The organism is Streptomyces aureus, from assembly GCF_000725495.1.
In the GTDB taxonomy this organism is placed as follows: domain Bacteria; phylum Actinomycetota; class Actinomycetes; order Streptomycetales; family Streptomycetaceae; genus Streptomyces; species Streptomyces aureus_B.
Map to the genome: position 1 here is coordinate 556,234 of NZ_JNZD01000004.1, position 17,231 is coordinate 573,464.

General features: G+C 73.3%; 16 protein-coding genes. 12 read left to right on the plus strand and 4 right to left on the minus strand.

All coding sequences use genetic code 11. From position 1 onward, the window contains the following. Positions 1-79: 79 nt before the first annotated feature. Positions 80-1,114, minus strand: coding sequence for a LacI family DNA-binding transcriptional regulator (locus tag IO36_RS08605; protein WP_078943073.1), 1,035 nt, complete (start codon positions 1,112-1,114; stop codon positions 80-82). Positions 1,115-1,282: 168 nt separating this feature from the next. On the opposite strand from IO36_RS08605, the gene IO36_RS08610 reads away from it, so the two are divergent. The 4 genes from IO36_RS08610 to IO36_RS08625 all read left to right on the plus strand — a co-directional run bounded on the left by IO36_RS08610 (position 1,283) and on the right by IO36_RS08625 (position 5,525). Continuing rightward, complete coding sequence (locus tag IO36_RS08610) at positions 1,283-2,707, plus strand: amidase (RefSeq protein WP_037617795.1); 1,425 nt, start codon at positions 1,283-1,285, stop codon at positions 2,705-2,707. Positions 2,708-2,727: 20 nt separating this feature from the next. Further along, positions 2,728-2,952 carry a hypothetical protein gene (locus tag IO36_RS08615; RefSeq protein WP_037618524.1) on the plus strand — a complete coding sequence of 75 codons (225 nt, stop codon included), beginning with the start codon at positions 2,728-2,730 and terminating at the stop codon, positions 2,950-2,952. Positions 2,953-3,288: 336 nt separating this feature from the next. After that, a complete protein-coding gene (locus IO36_RS08620) occupies positions 3,289-4,776 on the plus strand; it encodes an SPFH domain-containing protein (RefSeq protein WP_037617797.1) in 1,488 nt (495 codons plus the stop codon). Between the two features lie 293 nt (positions 4,777-5,069). Further along, the gene (locus tag IO36_RS08625; protein ID WP_037618525.1) at positions 5,070-5,525 is read left to right on the plus strand and encodes a type II toxin-antitoxin system PemK/MazF family toxin; all 456 of its coding nucleotides are present in this window, start codon (positions 5,070-5,072) and stop codon (positions 5,523-5,525) included. A gap of 197 nt (positions 5,526-5,722) precedes the next feature. On the opposite strand, the gene IO36_RS08630 is transcribed toward IO36_RS08625, so the two are convergent. Then, the gene (locus IO36_RS08630) at positions 5,723-6,556 is read right to left on the minus strand and encodes a TIGR02452 family protein (protein WP_037617799.1); all 834 of its coding nucleotides are present in this window, start codon (positions 6,554-6,556) and stop codon (positions 5,723-5,725) included. Positions 6,557-6,812: 256 nt separating this feature from the next. Between IO36_RS08630 and egtA the strand changes: the two genes are divergently transcribed. The 5 genes from egtA to IO36_RS08655 all read left to right on the plus strand — a co-directional run bounded on the left by egtA (position 6,813) and on the right by IO36_RS08655 (position 12,220). Beyond that, the gene (gene egtA, locus IO36_RS08635) at positions 6,813-8,150 is read left to right on the plus strand and encodes an ergothioneine biosynthesis glutamate--cysteine ligase EgtA (RefSeq protein WP_078943074.1); all 1,338 of its coding nucleotides are present in this window, start codon (positions 6,813-6,815) and stop codon (positions 8,148-8,150) included. Continuing rightward, positions 8,147-9,478, plus strand: coding sequence for an ergothioneine biosynthesis protein EgtB (gene egtB, locus IO36_RS08640; RefSeq protein ID WP_037617800.1), 1,332 nt, complete (start codon positions 8,147-8,149; stop codon positions 9,476-9,478). The genes egtA and egtB overlap by 4 nt, the downstream gene beginning before the upstream one ends. Next, a complete protein-coding gene (gene egtC / locus IO36_RS08645; protein ID WP_037617801.1) occupies positions 9,478-10,269 on the plus strand; it encodes an ergothioneine biosynthesis protein EgtC in 792 nt (263 codons plus the stop codon). Before egtB ends, egtC begins: the two co-directional genes overlap by 1 nt. A gap of 169 nt (positions 10,270-10,438) precedes the next feature. Then, a complete protein-coding gene (gene egtD, locus IO36_RS08650; RefSeq protein ID WP_037617802.1) occupies positions 10,439-11,419 on the plus strand; it encodes an L-histidine N(alpha)-methyltransferase in 981 nt (326 codons plus the stop codon). Between the two features lie 159 nt (positions 11,420-11,578). Continuing rightward, positions 11,579-12,220, plus strand: a complete 642-nt coding sequence (locus IO36_RS08655; protein ID WP_037618530.1) for a precorrin-8X methylmutase — start codon at positions 11,579-11,581, stop codon at positions 12,218-12,220. 161 nt (positions 12,221-12,381) lie between these two features. On the opposite strand, the gene IO36_RS08660 is transcribed toward IO36_RS08655, so the two are convergent. Then, complete coding sequence (locus IO36_RS08660; protein ID WP_037617804.1) at positions 12,382-13,137, minus strand: cobalt-precorrin-6A reductase; 756 nt, start codon at positions 13,135-13,137, stop codon at positions 12,382-12,384. Positions 13,138-13,443: 306 nt separating this feature from the next. On the opposite strand from IO36_RS08660, the gene IO36_RS08665 reads away from it, so the two are divergent. Then, a complete protein-coding gene (locus IO36_RS08665; RefSeq protein ID WP_037617806.1) occupies positions 13,444-13,659 on the plus strand; it encodes a dodecin in 216 nt (71 codons plus the stop codon). Positions 13,660-13,737: 78 nt separating this feature from the next. Here IO36_RS08665 and IO36_RS08670 read toward each other — a convergent pair whose 3' ends face one another. Next, positions 13,738-14,229, minus strand: coding sequence for a phosphatase domain-containing protein (locus IO36_RS08670; RefSeq protein ID WP_037617808.1), 492 nt, complete (start codon positions 14,227-14,229; stop codon positions 13,738-13,740). A 232-nt stretch (positions 14,230-14,461) separates the two neighbouring features. Between IO36_RS08670 and IO36_RS08675 the strand changes: the two genes are divergently transcribed. Together IO36_RS08675 and IO36_RS08680 are read left to right on the plus strand one after the other, a co-directional pair. Continuing rightward, complete coding sequence (locus IO36_RS08675; RefSeq protein WP_037617810.1) at positions 14,462-15,841, plus strand: glycoside hydrolase family 43 protein; 1,380 nt, start codon at positions 14,462-14,464, stop codon at positions 15,839-15,841. Positions 15,842-15,878: 37 nt separating this feature from the next. Then, entirely contained in the window at positions 15,879-17,219 is a 1,341-nt protein-coding gene (locus tag IO36_RS08680; RefSeq protein WP_037618534.1) for a jacalin-like lectin, read from the plus strand. Positions 17,220-17,231 lie beyond the last annotated feature (12 nt).

The following is a 17,231-nucleotide window of genomic DNA, read 5'->3' on the forward strand; positions in this document are numbered from 1 at the left end:
GGCCCGGCCTCGCACGGGCCGGGCGGACGGGCCCGGTGCCGCGCCGGGCGGACCTCGCCCGTCGCGCAACCAGCCTCTCTCAGCTCGACGCCCGGTGCACCACGCGTGCGCCCAGCACCTCGTGCGTCTCGGGCTCCGCGCCCGGCTCACGGACCACCCGGTCGACCAGTTCGGCCAGGTCACGGCCGGAGGGCAGGTCGAGGTGCACGGTGCTCAGCCGGGGTCTGAGCAGCCGGCCGAGCATGAGGTCGTCGGCGCCGACCACGGCGGTCTGCTCCGGTACGGCGACGCCCTCGTCCTGGAGGGCGCGCATCAGGAGCATCGCGTACTCGTCGTTGTAGCCGAAGACGGCGTCGAGGCCGAGGGAGCCCCAGCGTGCCGCGAGCCGGGCGGCGGCCTCCTCCTCGTACGCCAGGGGCAGCTCGGTCACCGTCGCGGACGTGCCGCGCAGGGCCCGCCGGACGCCCTCGAGGCGGGGCCGGGAGAAGATCTCCAGCCCGTTCTCCTCGGGCATCACGACTCCGACGCGGCGGCGGCCCCCGGCCAGCAGGTGGACGCCCGCGCAGTGGCCGACCCGGTCGTGGTCCATGAGCAACGCGTGGGCGCCGTCGACCCGTTCGGGACCCAGGGTGAGCACCGCGCGGGCACCGGACCGCTTCAGGACCGCCACCCCCTCGGGCCCGAGGCCGCTGCCGGGCACCAGGACGGCGACCGGGCGCAGCTCGGCCCAGGCACGGGCGGCCTCGTCGCCGCGCAGACCGACGCTGCCGTACTGCACGACCGTGTAGTCCAGCCGGCCGAGCGCCGACTGGAGTTCGGCGAAGAACTGGTGGTAGAGCGGGCCCACGGGAACGGCCGGGGCGGGCATCAGGACCATGCGGCTGTGTCCGGCGCGCAGACTGCGGGCCGCCGCGTGGGGAACGTACCCGAGCTCCTCGGCGGCCTCGCGCACCCGGCGCCGGGTGGGTTCGCTGATCCGGACGGCGCTGGCGTTGTTCAGGACGTACGAGACGGTGGCGCGGGAGACACCCGCCAATCGCGCCACGTCCGCGCTGGTGGGGACGGGCCGCCTCACGGGAGCCGCACGACCGGGCTGTTTCGGTATCTGCACCATGACCCGAGGCATCCTTCCAGAGGGCCGGGGCAACTCCTCGCGCAGGGCACCCGATCGATCACCCGGTGGACGGAACTCCCGCCTCCGTAAAGGAGGTTGCCAGTCCGGTACCGCCGGACCGGCCCAGAGGTTACCGTTCGGTAGACAACCGCTTCGGAGGTGACCGGGATGGCTCCCGACCGTGCCCCAGGACTGACCGAGAGCGCGCGTGCGCTGGCCGCGGGCGAGGTGAGTTCGCGCGAGCTGGTCGAGCGGGCGCTCGCCCGGATCGAGGCGGGCCGGCCCACCGTGAACGCCTTCCGGCTGGTCCGCGCCGAGGCCGCGCTCGCGGAGGCCGACGCCGCGGACGCGGAACTGGCGGCGGGCGGACGGCGCCCGCTGCTCGGGGTGCCGGTCGCGGTCAAGGACGACATGGACGTGGCGGGTGAACCGACCGCGTTCGGCTGCCGGGGCGACTTCCCGCCGGTGAGCGAGGACGGCGAGGCGGTACGGCGGCTGCGCGCGGCCGGTGCCGTCGTGGTCGGCAAGACCAACGCCTGCGAGCTGGGCCAGTGGCCCTTCACCGAGGGCCCGGCCTTCGGCGCGACCCGCAACCCCTGGCACCACGATCACACCCCGGGCGGTTCGTCCGGGGGCTCCGCGGCCGCCGTGGCCGCGGGACTGGTGCCCGCGGCGCTGGGCTCGGACGGGGCGGGCTCGGTCCGCATCCCGGCCGCCTGGACGCACCTCGTGGGCATCAAACCGCAGCGCGGCCGGATCTCGACCTGGCCCCGCCCCGAGTCCTTCCAGGGCATCACCGTCAACGGCACGCTCGCACGCACCGTCGCGGACGCGGCCCTGCTCCTCGACGCGGCCAGCGGCAGCCACGCGGGCGACCTGCACCGGCCGGCCCCGCTGCGCGTCGGCGACGCCGTGGGCCGCGATCCGGGCCGGCTGCGCATCGCGCTGTCCCTGAAGCCGCCCTTCACCGCGCTGCCCGCCCGCCTCGACCCCGCCGTGAGGGCGCGGGTCGTCGCGCTCGCGGAGCGGCTCGCTGCACTCGGCCACACGGTCGAGGAGGCCGACCCGCGCTACGGGCCGATCGGGCTCACGTTCGTCCCGCGCGCCACGGCGGGCATCGCCGAGCATGTGCGCGGCGTGCCGTTCCCGGAACTCCTCGACCCGCGCACGCACGGCGCGGCGCGCCTCGGCCGGCTGCTCGGCGGTGCGCCGCTGCGGACCGCCCGCCGGGCCGAGGCGGGGCTTCAGCGGCGCGTCGGCGCGCTCTTCGAGACCTACGACGTGCTGCTCGCCCCGACGACCGCCGCTCCCCCGCCGCGCATCGGCTCGATGCTCGGCCTGAGCGGGGTCCGCACCGACCGGGCCATGATCGCGGCCTGCCCGTACGCCTGGCCCTGGAACGTCCTCGGCTGGCCGGGCGTCAACGTCCCGGCCGGCTTCGTCGGCGACGGGCTCCCGGTCGGCGCGCAGCTGCTCGGCCCGGCGGACAGCGAGCCACTGCTGGTGTCGCTGGCCGCACAGCTGGAGGCGGACCTGCGCTGGCACGAGCTGTGGCCTCCGGCGGAATCCGTCGCGGACTCGGCGGCCGCGTAGGGGAGTTCGAGCCGTACGCTGTGACGATGGACGACGCCTCGATGGTCGGTTTGATGGGACGGGTCACCGGCACGGTCGGACCCGGGCTCGTCGGCGAGGTGATCGTCCGGGTGCGCGGCGGCGCCGAGCACTTCCTCGCGTACCCGGCCGCGCCGCGGGACCGCATCGAGCGGGGCACGGTGGTGATGGTGATGGAGTATCTGCCGCCGCGGACGGTGTACGTCTCGGCCGCGTACGACGACTGACGGCCGCCCGGCGCCGGACCGCACCGCCCGGGACCGCATCGCCCGCCTCCGCACCGACGCTCGAGCCGCACCGCCCGCCTCCGCACCGACGCTCGGGCCGCACCGCCGCGCCCGGCGGCACGGGCCCTTGGACCGCCCCGGATCGCCCTCGACAGTCCCTGCGATCCGGGCAGGCAATTCGCCTTGCCAATACGACAGTTGAGCTGCACTCGTCCCAGGTGAGAGCCGTTCGCGTCAAGAACGCAACAAGGATTCGCCGAGCCCTGTACCCCACTGTCGGCGAGGAGCACACTCCCGTTCGTTCGGTGCCGAAAGGGCACCATGCAAAGGGGGCGTATGCCGATGGTTGTCGGCGTCGTTGCGGGGACTGTCGTCCTCGCGCTGATCTTCCTCGTTGTGGTCTTCAAGCTCATGTGGCGTGTCGCCGAGCCCAACGAAGCGTTGATCATCTCCGGTTCGAAGCATCGGACCGAGGGCCTCGAAGAGGGCATGGGCTTCCGTATCGTGACGGGCCGCGGCACGCTGGTGCTGCCGGGCGTCCAGGCGGTGCGGAAGATCTCGCTCGACCTCAACGAGACCGAACTGCACGTGGACTGCGTGACCACCCAGGGCATTCCGCTCAAGGTGCGGGGCGTGGTCATCTTCAAGGTGGGCGACGACTTCGTGTCGATCGCCAACGCGGGGCGCCGTTTCCTCGACCAGCAGAAGATGATGGCCGAGCGCGTGCACAACGTCTTCGCGGGTCATCTGCGGTCCATCGTCGGCGGGTTGACCGTCGAGGACATGATCCGCGACCGGGAGAAGCTCACCGGTCAGACCCGGGCCGCGTGCGGCACGGAGATGGAGAAGCTCGGCCTGATCGTCGACTCGCTGCAGATCCACGAGATCGAGGACCCGACCGGGTACATCCGAAACCTGGCCATGCCGCACGCCGCCGCCGTGCAGCGTGACGCGCGCATCGCGCAGGCCGAGGCGAACCGGCTGGCCACCGAGGCCGAGCAGAAGGCCGCGGCGCGGATGTCGGAGGCGACCCGGGACAGCGAGATCCAGCAGGCCGGCTACCAGGCCGAGCGGGACAAGGCGGCGGCGACGGCCCAGATGGCCGGCCCGCTCGCGGCGGCCGCGGCTCAGCAGGACGTCGTCGTGCAGGAGACACGGGTCGCCGAGCTGGAGGCGCACCGCCGCGAGCAGCAGCTCCAGGCGGACGTCCGCAAGCCGGCGGACGCCCAGGCGTACGAGATCCGGGCACGGGCCGAGGCCGAGCGCGACGCGCGGATCTCGGCGGCGCAGGCCAAGGCCAGGGAGACCGAACTGGCCGCCGCGGCCGAGGCGACCCGGGTCAAGGTGGCCGCCAACGCGGAGGCCGAGGCGACCAAGGCACGGGGTGCGGCGGCCGCTGAGGCCACCCGGGCCACCGGTGAGGCCGAGGCGGCCGCGGCCCAGGCCAAGGGCCTCGCGGCGGCGGAGGCGACCCGGGCGCAGGGTCTCGCGGAGGCGGAGGCCATCCAGGCCCGCGCGGCCGCGCTGGCCGAGAACCAGGAGGCGGTCGTCGCCCAGCAACTCGCCGAGAACTGGCCGGAGATCGTCCAGGCCGGCGCGAGCGCGTTCGGCAACGTGGACCACATGGTGCTGCTCAACGGCGCCGACGGCATGGCGGACCTGTTCGCCAAGGCGCTCACGATGGGCGGCACCGGCCTGGGTCTGGCACGCCAGTTGCTCGCCTCGATGAACCCGGAGGGGGGCCAGGCCAAGAACCCGACCGCGGAACTCAACGGGTTCACGGCCCCGGTCAGCGAGAAGGTGCCCGTGGAGAAGGAGGGGTGAGGCCGGTGCGCTGAGGCGCACGGCACCAGGAGTTACGGACAACAAGGCGCGGGCGTACGGGAGTCGGCTCACGGCTCCGGTGCGCCCGCCGCCGTCCTGTCGGCGGGCGTGACATCGCCCATCGGGCCTGCGTGGCGCCGTCCTTCCGGCGCGCGTGACCTCTTGCTCCCGGCGCGCGTGGCGCCGTACGGCGGGCGCCGCACCCGAGTTGGGCCGGTCCCGGAGGCCGGTCGGGCCCTCCGACCCCGGACCCGGCCGCCACCGCCCCGGACAGGGGCTCTACCGTGACCCGCGTGAACGCGTTTAACGATGAGCCCGAAGCCGAAGTCCCCGGCCGCTACGGCCCCACGGCCACCACCGAGGCCGAGCCCCGCGAGGTCGGCCCCGTGAGGACCGAGTACTCCCCCGCCCACGACGGCGACCCCGATCCCGGCGAGATCGTCTGGACCTGGGTGCCCTTCGAGGAGAACGACGGCCGGGGCAAGGACCGTCCCGTGCTGGTCGTGGCCCGGGAGGCCACGGGCACCCTGCTCGCCGTGCAGCTCTCCAGCAAGGCGCACAACGGCGACCGCGAGTGGGTGGCGATCGGCAGCGGACCCTGGGACCGCACCGGCCGTGACTCCTGGGTGAACGTGGACCGCGTCATGCGGCTGCACGAGGACGGCATGCGCCGCGAGGCGTGCGCGCTGGACCGGATGCGGTTCAACGCGGTGGTGCACCGCCTGCGCGAACGCTACGGCTGGCGCTGACCCCTGCCACCGGCCCCGGTGACGGCCCTGCCGGACCGGGGCACTGGGCGCGGGGCGCCCGGCGAACTCGGGACGCGGGTCGCACGAGCCGCGCGTGACACCGGGAAGACCGGGCGGGCGGGACGGCCGGTGAGCACCGCCCGCGTGCCGGTGAGCACGGCCCGCGCCGACTCTCAGAGGCGCGGAACGCCGGGCGCTCAGCCCTGGGGCACCCCGGAGGCGAACACCTGCTCGAAGGCCCGGTGTGTCGTCCGGCCCGGGGTGCGGTCCAGGATGCCGAAGACCACGTGCTCGAAGTACCCGTCCAGGCGGCCCCCGGCCAGCACCCCGTGGAAGGCCCCCGCCACCTGCGCCGGGTCGTTCTGGAACACCCCGCAGCCCCAGGCTCCGAGGACCAGCCTGCGGTAGCCGTGGGCGGCGGCGGTCTCCAGGACGCGTTCGGCGCGGACGGCCAGCGCGGACGGCAGGTCCGCCGCCCGCTCCGGGGCGGTCCGCAGGACGACCCCGGCGTTCGGGGCCGCCGCGGTCAGGAAACCGGCCGCGAAGGGCTCGTCGAGGAGCCGGCCGCGGTCGTCCCGGAAGACCGGTACGCCGGGCGAGTGAATGACACGGTCCGTGTAGAACGCGTCACGGTGGGCGCGGTGGTGGTCGTAGAACCCCCGGGCCCGCAGCAGACAGGTGTACAGCGCGGACGCCCGGCACAGGGCCTCCTCCTGGGCCTGCGCGCCGTTCAGATAACCCCCGCCGGGATTGCGGGCCGAGGAGAAGTTCAGGACGGCGACCGGGCCGTCACCCTCGGTGGTCAGCCGGCGGGCCGCCTCCAGGCTGCTCTCGCCGGTGACCTCGAACGAAGTGACGACCGGCGTCACCGTCGGTGTCGCGACCGGTTCCGGTCCGTGCAGGACCGTCCCGGCCCGCGCCGCCCCGACGGCCGCGGCGATGGACACCGTGCCTCCCGAGGATGCGCGGTAGCCGCCGGCGGCCACGATCTCCTCGGTCTCACGAGCGATCGCACGCAGGCGCGCGCTCATGGCGCCACCCCCGTACGCGCCACGGACGCGGCCTGCGTGCTCTCCCCCGTCGTGCCCATGAACGCATCGTGAGCGATGCTGGTCCTGCGGCGCAACAGAGTTTCCCGGCCCCGCAATCAGTGCTTACCGGTCCCCTAAGAAATGGTTTGCCCCCTTGTGCGAACCGGCGAGAAGGTCTTGGGTGGAACGGTCATTGTCGGTCCGGCCCACCAGACCCCGGGCCGGCGGCATGGTGGAATCTCAGGAGGATCCCGACATGTCCGATTCGGTGAGTGACTGTACGGAGCGACGCCGCTCCACCGTCACCGAGGCCGAGGTGGACGCACTGGTCCGTGGCATCTGCTTCAAGACCGGTCCGCCCCGCCTGCTCGGTGTCGAGGTTGAATGGCTTGTCCACGAGCTGCGCGGGCCGCGGCTCCCGGTACCACCCGAACGACTCGAAGCGGCCTATGCCGCACTGAGGACGCTGTCCCTGCGTTCGGCGCTGACCGTCGAACCCGGCGGACAGCTGGAGCTCAGCTCCGCCCCCGCCGCCTCCCTGATGGAGTGCGTGGGATCCGTCTCGGCCGATCTCGACGCCGTCCGCGCCACCCTGCGCGAGGCGGACCTCGCCCTCAGCGGCTTCGGCCAGGACCCCTGGAACCCTCCGAGCCGCTATCTCCACGAGCCCCGGTACGACGCCATGGAGCGGTATCTCGACCGCGCCGGGCCCGAGGGCCGCGCCATGATGTGCACGTCGGCGTCGGTCCAGGTCTGCCTGGACGCCGGGTACGAGGAACCGGGCCCGCTCGGGCACGGGCGCCGCTGGTGGCTGGCCCATCAGCTGGGCGCGGTCCTGGTGGCCGCGTTCGCGCACTCGCCGATGGCCCGCGGACGGCACACCGGCTGGCGCTCCACACGCCAGTCCCTGTGGGCGTCGATGGACCCCGGGCGCACCGACGCGCCGCTCCTGGGCGGCGACCCCCGGGCGGCCTGGGCCCGGCGCGTGCTGGACGCGCCGGTGATGTGCGTCAGAGGGGCCGAGGCCCCCTGGGAGGTCCCGGAGGACCTCAGTTTCCGGGAATGGACGCGGTCCGCCGCGCCACCGGACCGCGCGGACCTCGCGTACCACATGACCACGCTGTTCCCGCCGGTCCGGCCGCGCGGTCATCTGGAGCTCCGCATGATCGACGCACAGCCGGGTGAGGACGGCTGGATCGTGCCGCTCGCGGTGACGGCGGCCCTCTTCGACGACCCGGACGCGGCCGAGACCGCCTACCGGACCGTGAAGCCCCTCGCCGAGCGGGCGGGGTCCGCTCCGGCGCCCCGCAACCCGCTGTGGCAGGACGCCGCACGGTACGGCCTGGCCGATCCGGAGCTGCGCGAGGCCGCGGCGGTCTGCTTCGCGGCGGCGTACGAGGCACTGCCCCGGCTCGGCGCCACCACCGAGGTGCTCGACGCGGTGGCGGAGTTCACCGAACGCTACGTGGCCCGGGGCCGCTGCCCCGCCGACGACGTGGCCGGCGCGGCCGCCGCTCGTCACCAGGGCGGATCCGGGCGCCGCCCGCACGCCCGCCCGCACGGTCTGTCCGACGGGAAGGACCTCAGCACATGACCGGCACGACCGCCTCCGACCGCCTCACCGATCCGGAAACGCTCCGGCGGCGCGCGCTGGAAGCGCTCACCACCGCCCGCGACCGCACCGCCCTGCTCACCTCCTGCGTGGAGGACCCCGAACTGACCGCGCAGCACTCACCGTTGATGTCCCCGCTGGTGTGGGACCTCGCGCACATCGGCAACCAGGAGGAACTCTGGCTGCTGCGGGCGGTCGCGGGGCGCTCGGCGATGCGGCCCGAGATAGACGGGCTGTACGACGCGTTCGAGCACGCACGCTCCGAACGGCCCTCGCTGCCGCTGCTGCCGCCCGCCGAGGCCCGTACGTACGCGGCCGAGGTGCGCGGCCGGGCGCTCGACGTCCTGGAGAGCGCCGCGTTCGAGGGCACCCGGCTGACCGAGTCGGGCTTCGCCTTCGGCATGATCGCGCAGCACGAACAGCAGCACGACGAGACCATGCTGATCACCCATCAGCTCCGCCGGGGTCCCGCCGCCCTCACCGCACCGGACCCGGCGCCCGTCGCGCCGTTCACCGGACCCGCCGAAGTCCTGGTGCCCGGGGGCCCGTTCGTGATGGGCACGTCCACCGAGCCCTGGGCGCTCGACAACGAACGCCCCGCGCACCGGCGCACGGTCGAGTCGTTCTTCATCGACACCACCCCGGTCACCAACGGCGCCTACCGGGCCTTCATCGAGGACGGAGGGTACGGCGACGAGCGCTGGTGGACTCCCGCGGGCTGGGAGCACATCCGCGCGCACGGCATCGAGGCGCCGCTGTTCTGGCGGCGCGAGGCCGGGCAGTGGCTGCGGCGCCGCTTCGGGGTCACGGAGCCGGTGCCGGCCGAGGAGCCGGTGCTGCACGTGTGCTGGTACGAGGCCGACGCGTACGCGCGCTGGGCGGGACGGCGGCTGCCCACCGAGGCCGAGTGGGAGAAGGCGGCCCGCCACGACCCGGTGTCCGGCCGCTCGACCCGCTACCCCTGGGGCGACGAGGACCCCTCCCCGGTCCACGCCAACCTCGGACAGCGTCATCTGCGTCCGGCCCCGGCGGGCAGCTATCCGGCGGGAGCCTCGCCGCTGGGCGTACGGCAGTTGATCGGTGACGTGTGGGAGTGGACGTCGAGCGATCTGGAGCCCTACCCCGGGTTCGTCGCGTTCCCCTACCGGGAGTACTCGGAGGTGTTCTTCGGCCCGGAGTACAAGGTCCTGCGCGGCGGTTCGTTCGCGGTGGACCAGGTGGCCTGCCGGGGCACGTTCCGCAACTGGGACTACCCGATCCGGCGGCAGATCTTCTCCGGGTTCCGCACGGCCCGCGACGGGGACGCCTGATGTGCCGTCACCTGGCGTATCTGGGGCACGAGGAGAAGCTCGGCACACTCCTCGTCCGCCCCGAGCACAGCCTCTTCCGGCAGTCGTGGGCGCCCCGCCGCCAGCGGCACGGGACGGTCAACGCCGACGGGTTCGGCGTGGGCTGGTACGCCGAAGGGGACCCGGTACCGGCCCGCTACCGCCGCACCGGACCGATCTGGGGCGACCCCTCCTTCGGGGACCTGGCCCGGGTGACCGGGACCCGGGCGCTGCTCGCCGCCGTGCGGGACGCGACCGTGGCGGGCGCGGACGGGGAGGCGGCCGCGGCCCCGTTCGCCGCGGGCCCCTGGCTGTTCAGCCACAACGGAGCGGTCCTCGGCTGGCCCGGCACGCTCGCGCCGCTCGTGTCGGGCCTGCCCGCCGCCGAACTGCTGTCGCTGGAGGCCCGGTGCGACTCCGCGTTCGTGTGGGCGCTGGTGCTGCACCGGCTGCACACCGGCGACGCGGCGGACCAGGCGCTGGCCGACACCGTCGTGGAGGTCGCAGAGGCGGCCCCCGGCTCCCGGCTCAACCTCCTGCTCACCGACGGCGAGACGATCACCGCGACCGCCTGGGGCGACGCCCTCTGGTATCTGACCGAGCCCGGCCGCCGCACCGTCGTGGCCTCCGAGCCGCACGACGACGACCCGCTGTGGCGGGAGGTCCCCGACCGCACCCTCCTGACGGCGAGCCGCACCGAACTGACCCTCACCCCGCTCAAGGACACGAGCGACGACATGGCACCCGCACAGCGCAAGGAGCCCCGTACGTGAGTCCGTTCCTGTTGACCCCCACCTCTCACGAGGACACCCCACCCGTACCCCCGCACGCGCTCTCCGGTGCACGGAAGGCCGCCCCGGCCGCCGGTTCCGCCGCTTCGGCAGGTGGAGCACACGCCCGGCACCGTGCCGATACGGCGTCGACGTCGACCGAGGAGCTCTCATGACCGCCACCCGCACCTACGGCTACACCGACACCCTCGAAGCCGAGCACTACGCCCGGGCCCTGAACGCCGACATCCGGGCCGGGCTGACCGCCACCCCGAAGTCCACGGCGCCCACCTGGTTCTACGACGCCCGCGGCAGCGACCTCTTCGAGGAGATCACCCAGCTCCCCGAATACCCCCTGTGGCGGGCCGAACTGGGACTGCTCCAGCAGCACGCCGGCGACATCGCCGCCCGGACCGGGGCGCGGAGCCTCGTCGAGCTCGGCTCCGGGGCTTCGACCAAGACCAAGCTGATCATCGAGGCACTGGGGCCGACGGGCCTGCGGTACGTGCCCGTCGACGTGAGCGCGGACGCGCTGCACCAGGCGAGCGCCCAACTCGTCACGGACTACCCGGGGATCAGTCTGCACGCCTTGCGCGCCGACTTCACCGCTCCCCTCGTCCTGCCCGAACTGCCCGAGAGCGGCTCGCGCCTCCTCGCCTTCCTCGGCAGCACGCTGGGCAACTTCCGCCGGTCCACCCGGGGCCCGTTCCTGCGCGGTCTGCGGGACATCATGCGCCCCGAGGACTTCCTGCTCATCGGTGCCGACCTGGTCAAGGACGAGGGCGAGATGGTCACCGCCTACGACGACGCCCAGGGGGTCACCGCAGCCTTCAACAAGAACCTGCTGCACGTCCTGAACCAGGAACTGGACGCCGACTTCGACCCGGACAGCTTCGACCACGTCGCGGTGTGGAACGCCGACGAGAGCCACATCGAGATGAGGCTGCGCAGCCGGGCCGAACAGCGCGTCAAGGTCCGGGGCCTCGGTCTGTCGGTGCCGTTCGAGGACGGCGAGGAGTGGATCACCGAGCGCAGCGCGAAGTTCACCGTCGACGGCCTGCGGGCCGAGATGGCCGACGCGGGCCTGCGCACGGACCGGCTGTGGGCCGACCCGGAGGCGGGGTTCACCCTGATCCTCGCCACCGCCGGCTGACGCGGACAGCGCCCGGACCTGCTCGAAGGGGCTCCCGCGGGGCACGTCCCCGCGGGAGCCCTCCCCGCCGGCCGCCCGCTGACGATCGATATGCTCGCGCCGATGCCGCGCGCCCCCGGGCGCTGCTCCGGCCTCGGCACGCGCCCGGACCGTCAACGGATGAGCGAGAAGACAGTGTTCGACTACGAGAAGGACGGCGCGGCCATCTACCGCGCGTCCTTTGCCACCATCCGCGCCGAAGCCGATCTCACGGCCCTGCCCGCCGACGTCGCCCAGGTCGCGGTCCGGATGATCCACGCCTGCGGCATGGTGGACCTCGTGCGCGACCTCGCGTACACGCCCCACGTGGTGTCCCGTGCCCGCGAGGCCCTGCGGTCGGGGGCGCCGGTCCTCTGCGACGTCTCCATGGTCGCGAGCGGCATCACCCGCAGACGGCTGCCCGCGGACAACGAGGTGATCTGCACGCTCTCCGACCCGGCGGTGCCGGAGCTGGCGGAACGGCTGGGCACCACGCGCAGCGCCGCCGCCCTGGAGCTGTGGCGCGACCGCCTGGACGGCGCCGTGGTGGCCGTCGGCAACGCCCCCACGGCGTTGTTCCGCCTCCTGGAGCTGATCGAGGAGGGCGCCCCGCGCCCCGCAGCGGTCATCGGAGTGCCGGTCGGCTTCGTCGGCGCCGTCGAGTCGAAGGAAGCCCTGGCCGGACACCCCTCCGCCCTGGACCACTTGGTCGTCCGGGGCCGCCGCGGCGGCAGCGCGATGGCGGCGGCGGCGATCAACGCGATCGCCAGCGAGGAGGAGTGAGACGGGGGACGTCGCTCGCGCGGCGGCCCCGGCGCCGGTAGAGGGACGGGACTCGCTCCCGCGTCAGCGGGCGCTCGCCCCGGCGTCAGTAGGCGGTCGGAGATTCGGCCTGGCGTAGGGATCGGTCGAGGACTCGGCTCGGCGTCAACGGACGGCCCGGGCTAAGCCCGGTGGAGGCCGTGGTTCTTGAGCCAGGTGGTGGCCGTCTGCGGGTCCGGGGCCACCGGGACGCCGGGGGGTGCCGGGGGCCTGCGGACGACGACCACCGGGAGGCCCGCCTCGCGGGCGGCCGTCAGTTTCGGGGCGGTGGCCGCGCCGCCGCTGTCCTTGGTCACCACCACGTCGATGGCGTGGCGGCGGAGCAGGTCCCGTTCTCCCTGGAGGGTGAAGGGGCCCCGGTCGAGCAGTACCTCCGCCCGGGCCGGCATCGGCGCCTCCGGCGCGTCCACCGACCGTACGAGGAACCACAGGTCGTCCAGGGGTGCGAAGGCCGAGAGGCCCAGTCTGCCCGTGGTCAGGAACACCCTGCGGCCCAGCGAGGGCAGAAGCCCGGCGGCCTCCTCCAGGGACCCCGTCTCGTGCCAGACGTCGCCCGCGACCGGGGCCCAGCCGGGGCGCCGCAGGGCGAGCAGGGGCACACCGGTGGCGGCCGCGGCCCCGGCCGCGTTGGCGCTGATGGTCCCGGCGAACGGGTGCGTGGCATCGACGACCGCGTCCACCGCGTGCTCGCGCAGCCAGCGCGCCAGCCCTTCGGCGCCGCCGAAGCCGCCGACCCGCACCTCGCCGGGCGGAAGCCGGGGCGCACCCACCCGTCCGGCCAGCGAGGTCGTGACCCTGAGGTCCGGGCGCGCCGCCGCGGCCAGGCTCTCGGCAAGAGCACGGGCCTCGGTCGTGCCGCCCAGGATCAGTACGTGCATGAGGGCTTCCGGGTCTCTTCCGTGAGCGGGTGAGTGGGGGTGGGGAGTGAGGCGCGGGTGCGGCGTGGCGTCGCGGCGGTACCGGTCGCCGGGCCAACTCAAGCACACGGCCGTACGGGCCCGGCCGGCCCCGGGTGCTCGTGCGTCCCGGTCCGCCCGGCGGGGCATGCGTCGCGGGGACCCCCTGCCCTCTCGCGGGACACCCCGCCGTCACCCGGGACACCCCGTCGTCTCGCGGAGCGCCACCCGGTGGGGCACCGTGGAACCACGCCTGGCACTTCCGCCACGGCGGAGAGGAGCAGCCGCATGTCCGAGAACACCTACCGGGTCACCGAGATCGTCGGGACCTCCCACGAGGGCGTCGACCAGGCCATTCGCAATGGGGTGACCCGGGCCTCGCAGACCCTGCGCAACCTCGACTGGTTCGAGGTCACCCAGGTCAGGGGCCAGATCGAGAACGGGCGGATCGAGCACTACCAGGTCGGTCTGAAGCTCGGTTTCCGGCTCGAGGACGCCGACTGACCCGACCCGCCCCTCGGGTCCGCCGGACCCCCACGGGTCCAGGCCCGTCTCGGGTCCACGGGACCCGCCAAGCCCCCCTCAGGTCCGCCCTTCCCGCTCCTGCGCGTCCTTCAGTGCCGCCGACGCGGCCGCCCACCCCGCCCGTACGACCGTGAAGCCGGCCCGCTCCGCCTCCTCGCACACGAACGCGTCGTCGTCGACGAGGACGCGGATCTCCCCGTCGCGGGCCAGCCGGCGAAGGACCTCCAGCTTGGTGCGGCGGGCGGGCCTGCGGTCGTCGTTGCGCCGCATGAAGATGCGCCCCGCGGGCAGCCCGTGCCCGGTCAGCCAGTCCTCGGTCGCGCGCCGGCACCGCTCGGGGCGGCCCGTCAGATAGACCACCTCGCACTCCTCCGCGCTGCTCAGCGCCATCGCGACCCCCTCGGCGAGCGGCGGGTCCTCGGGTGCCGCCGCGAAGAAGGCGTCCCAGTCCCGGGGCGTCCGCTCCAGGAATCGCTGCCGGTGCGCGGTGTCCGCGAGCGTTCCGTCCAGGTCGAACACGGCGAGTGGTCTGCTGCTCTGTTCCTTCACGCGGACCAGCCTAGACAGCGGCTGTGACGACGGGCGGCCCACAACACCCCGCCCCGCGCGTGGGAAAAGGCGTGAACACGCTCAACTTCCGTCCCTGCAGGCCCTGTTCACATCATCGGTAAGCCCTTACCGTGATGCCTCGCACAGCATGTCGTACGGCATTCGATATATCGAACCAGCGATCCGGGGCGACGCATCCCGGCGCCGACGCGCGAACCGCGAGGAGACCGGCATGGACGACAGGCCCGTTCAGACCTCACGCCGTGCCGCGCTGGGGGCGATGGCCGGCCTCACGGCCGCCTTCACCCTCGGCACCCCGCCCGCCCGCGCCGCGGCCGGAAGCGCCTATGTGATGGCCTACTTCACCGAGTCCCCGAACGGCGACGGAGCGGACTACGGCCTCCATCTGGCCGTCAGCACCGACTCGCTCCAGTGGACCCCGCTGAACCAGAACCGGCCCGTCGTGACCCCGTCCGGCGGCACCGGCGGGCTGCGCGACCCCTTCGTCCTGCGCCGCCAGGACGGCACGTTCGTGGTGCTCGCCACCGACCTCAAGGGCACCGACTGGAGCCTGCAGAGCCAGTACGTCCACGTCTGGGACTCGGCGGACCTGCGCTCCTTCAGCGGCTACCGCCGGCTGAAACTGCATGATCTGGCCACCCACAGCTGGGCGCCCGAGGCGTACTGGGACGCGGGGCGGGGGCAGTACGGGATCCTCTACTCCGCGGTGAACTCCAGCGGTCACAACGTCCTCATGGTCAACCACACGTCCGACTTCGTGACGGCGTCGGCCGCGCAGGTCTTCTTCGACCCCGGCTACGACGTGATCGACGGCGATCTGACGGTGGGCGTCGACGGCGTCAACTACCTCTATTTCAAGAAGGACCAGACCCTGGTGGGCGCCCGGTCGACCTCCCTGGACCCCGGCAGCTTCACCGCGTTCAGCACTCCGGTCGCGCACGGCGGAACCGAGGCCCCGATCCTCATCAGGTCACGGACGACGGGGACTTGGTACCTCTGGGGTGACACCTACACGCCCAACGGGGTCTTCTACGCCTGGCAGTCGGCCGATCTCGCGAGCGGCACCTGGACGGCGGTCGACCAGCGGCTCTACACCCAGCCGCTGAACTCCAAGCACGCGAGCATCCAGCCGATCACCCCCACGGAGTACACGAACCTCCTCGCCGCCTGGGGCGCCCCTGCCTGGAACCGGCTCAAGTCCTACAACTATCCGGCCCGTTACGTCCGGCACGCCGACTTCGTCGGCCGGATCGACGAGTACCCCTTCGACCCGTACGCGGACGCGCAGTGGACGCTGGTACCCGGGCTCGCCGACGCCTCGGGCGTCTCGTTCCGCTCGGTCAACCACCCGACGCGCTACCTGCGGCACAGCGACTACCGGATGGCGCTCGCCGTGAACGACGGGACGACGACGTTCGCGCAGGACGCCACCTTCCACCGGACCGCGGGCCTGGCCGACACGTCCTGGTCGTCGTTCCGTTCCCACAACCACCCGGACCGTTACCTCCGGCACGCAGACTACGTGCTGCGCATCGACCCGATCTCCACCTCCACCGACAAGGCCGACGCCACCTTCTCGGTCGGTTCCTGACGCCCCTTCGTCCCCAGGAGACCCCCCGATGTCCCCCCTGCGCAGACTTCTCGCCGGCGCGGCCGCGACCGCCGCCGCACTGTCCGGACTCACCGCGGCCGCGTCTCCCGCGACGGCCGCCGACTCCGGCGCCTTCAGCGTGCTCACCTACAACGTCGCGGGACTGCCCGAGGGCATCTCCAGCGCGCCGACACCCCGTCAGTCCGCGACCACGGCGATCGGCGGGCTCGTCGCCCCCTACGACATCGTCCACGTCGAGGAGGACTTCAACTACCACGCGGCGCTCTACGCCGCCGACACCGCGCACGCCTACCGCACCCCCACCAGCGGCGGCGCGGGGATCGGCAGCGGGCTCAACACCCTCTCGAAGATCCCCTACGACACCGACGACTTCGAGCGGGTCGGCTGGAACTCCTGCCAGCTCGACTCCGGGGACTGCCTCACGCCCAAGGGCTTCACCTTCATGCGGGAGCGTCTCGCGGAGGGCGTCTACGTCGACTTCTACAACGTGCACACCAACGCGGGCACCAACGACGGCGACCTCGCCTCCCGCGCCGACAACCTGAACCAGCTCACCGCGTTCATCGCCGGCCACTCCGCGGGCAACGCCGTCGTGGTCATGGGTGACACGAACACCCGCTACACCCGCTCCGGCGACACCGTCGCGGAGTTCGCCGCCGCCAACGGCCTGACGGACGCGTGGGTGCAGCTCGTCCGGGGCGGCAGCGCGCCGGCCAAGGGGAGCGACGCCCTCGTCTGCGACCAGAGCGGCACCACGGTGCCCGACACCTGCGAGGTCGTCGACAAGATCCTCTACCGGGGCAGCAGGCTCGTCACGCTGAACGCCACGGCCTATCACAACGAGCACACCCGCTTCTTGACCGCCGACGGTCTGATGCTCTCCGACCACGACCCGATCACCGCGTCGTTCACCTGGTCGCGCAACCCCGCCTTCCAGTTCAGCGACCAGTTCGGCGGACCGCACGGCGACTACTTCGACGACATCGACCGGGTGACGGCCGGCGCACGCGCGACCACCGTGTCCCTGGGCAGCGGCTCGCGGGTCGACCGGATGGGGCTGACACTGAGCGACGGCACGACGCTCACACACGGCGGCACCGGAGGCACGGCGGCCTCCCTGACCCTCGGCAGCGATGAGTACGTGACCTCGGCGCAGCTGTGCGAAGGCGTGAAGGACAGCCATACCCGCATCTTCTACGCCAAGTTCACCACGAACCTGGGCCGCACCCTGGCCGGTGGGACGACGACCTCGGACTGCGTGACCCGCACCGCGCCGAGCGGCTGGCAGCTCGCCGGGTTCCACGGCCGCACGGGGGACGAGGTCGACAAGATCGGCTTCATCTACACCCGCCGCTGACCGGGCACCGGG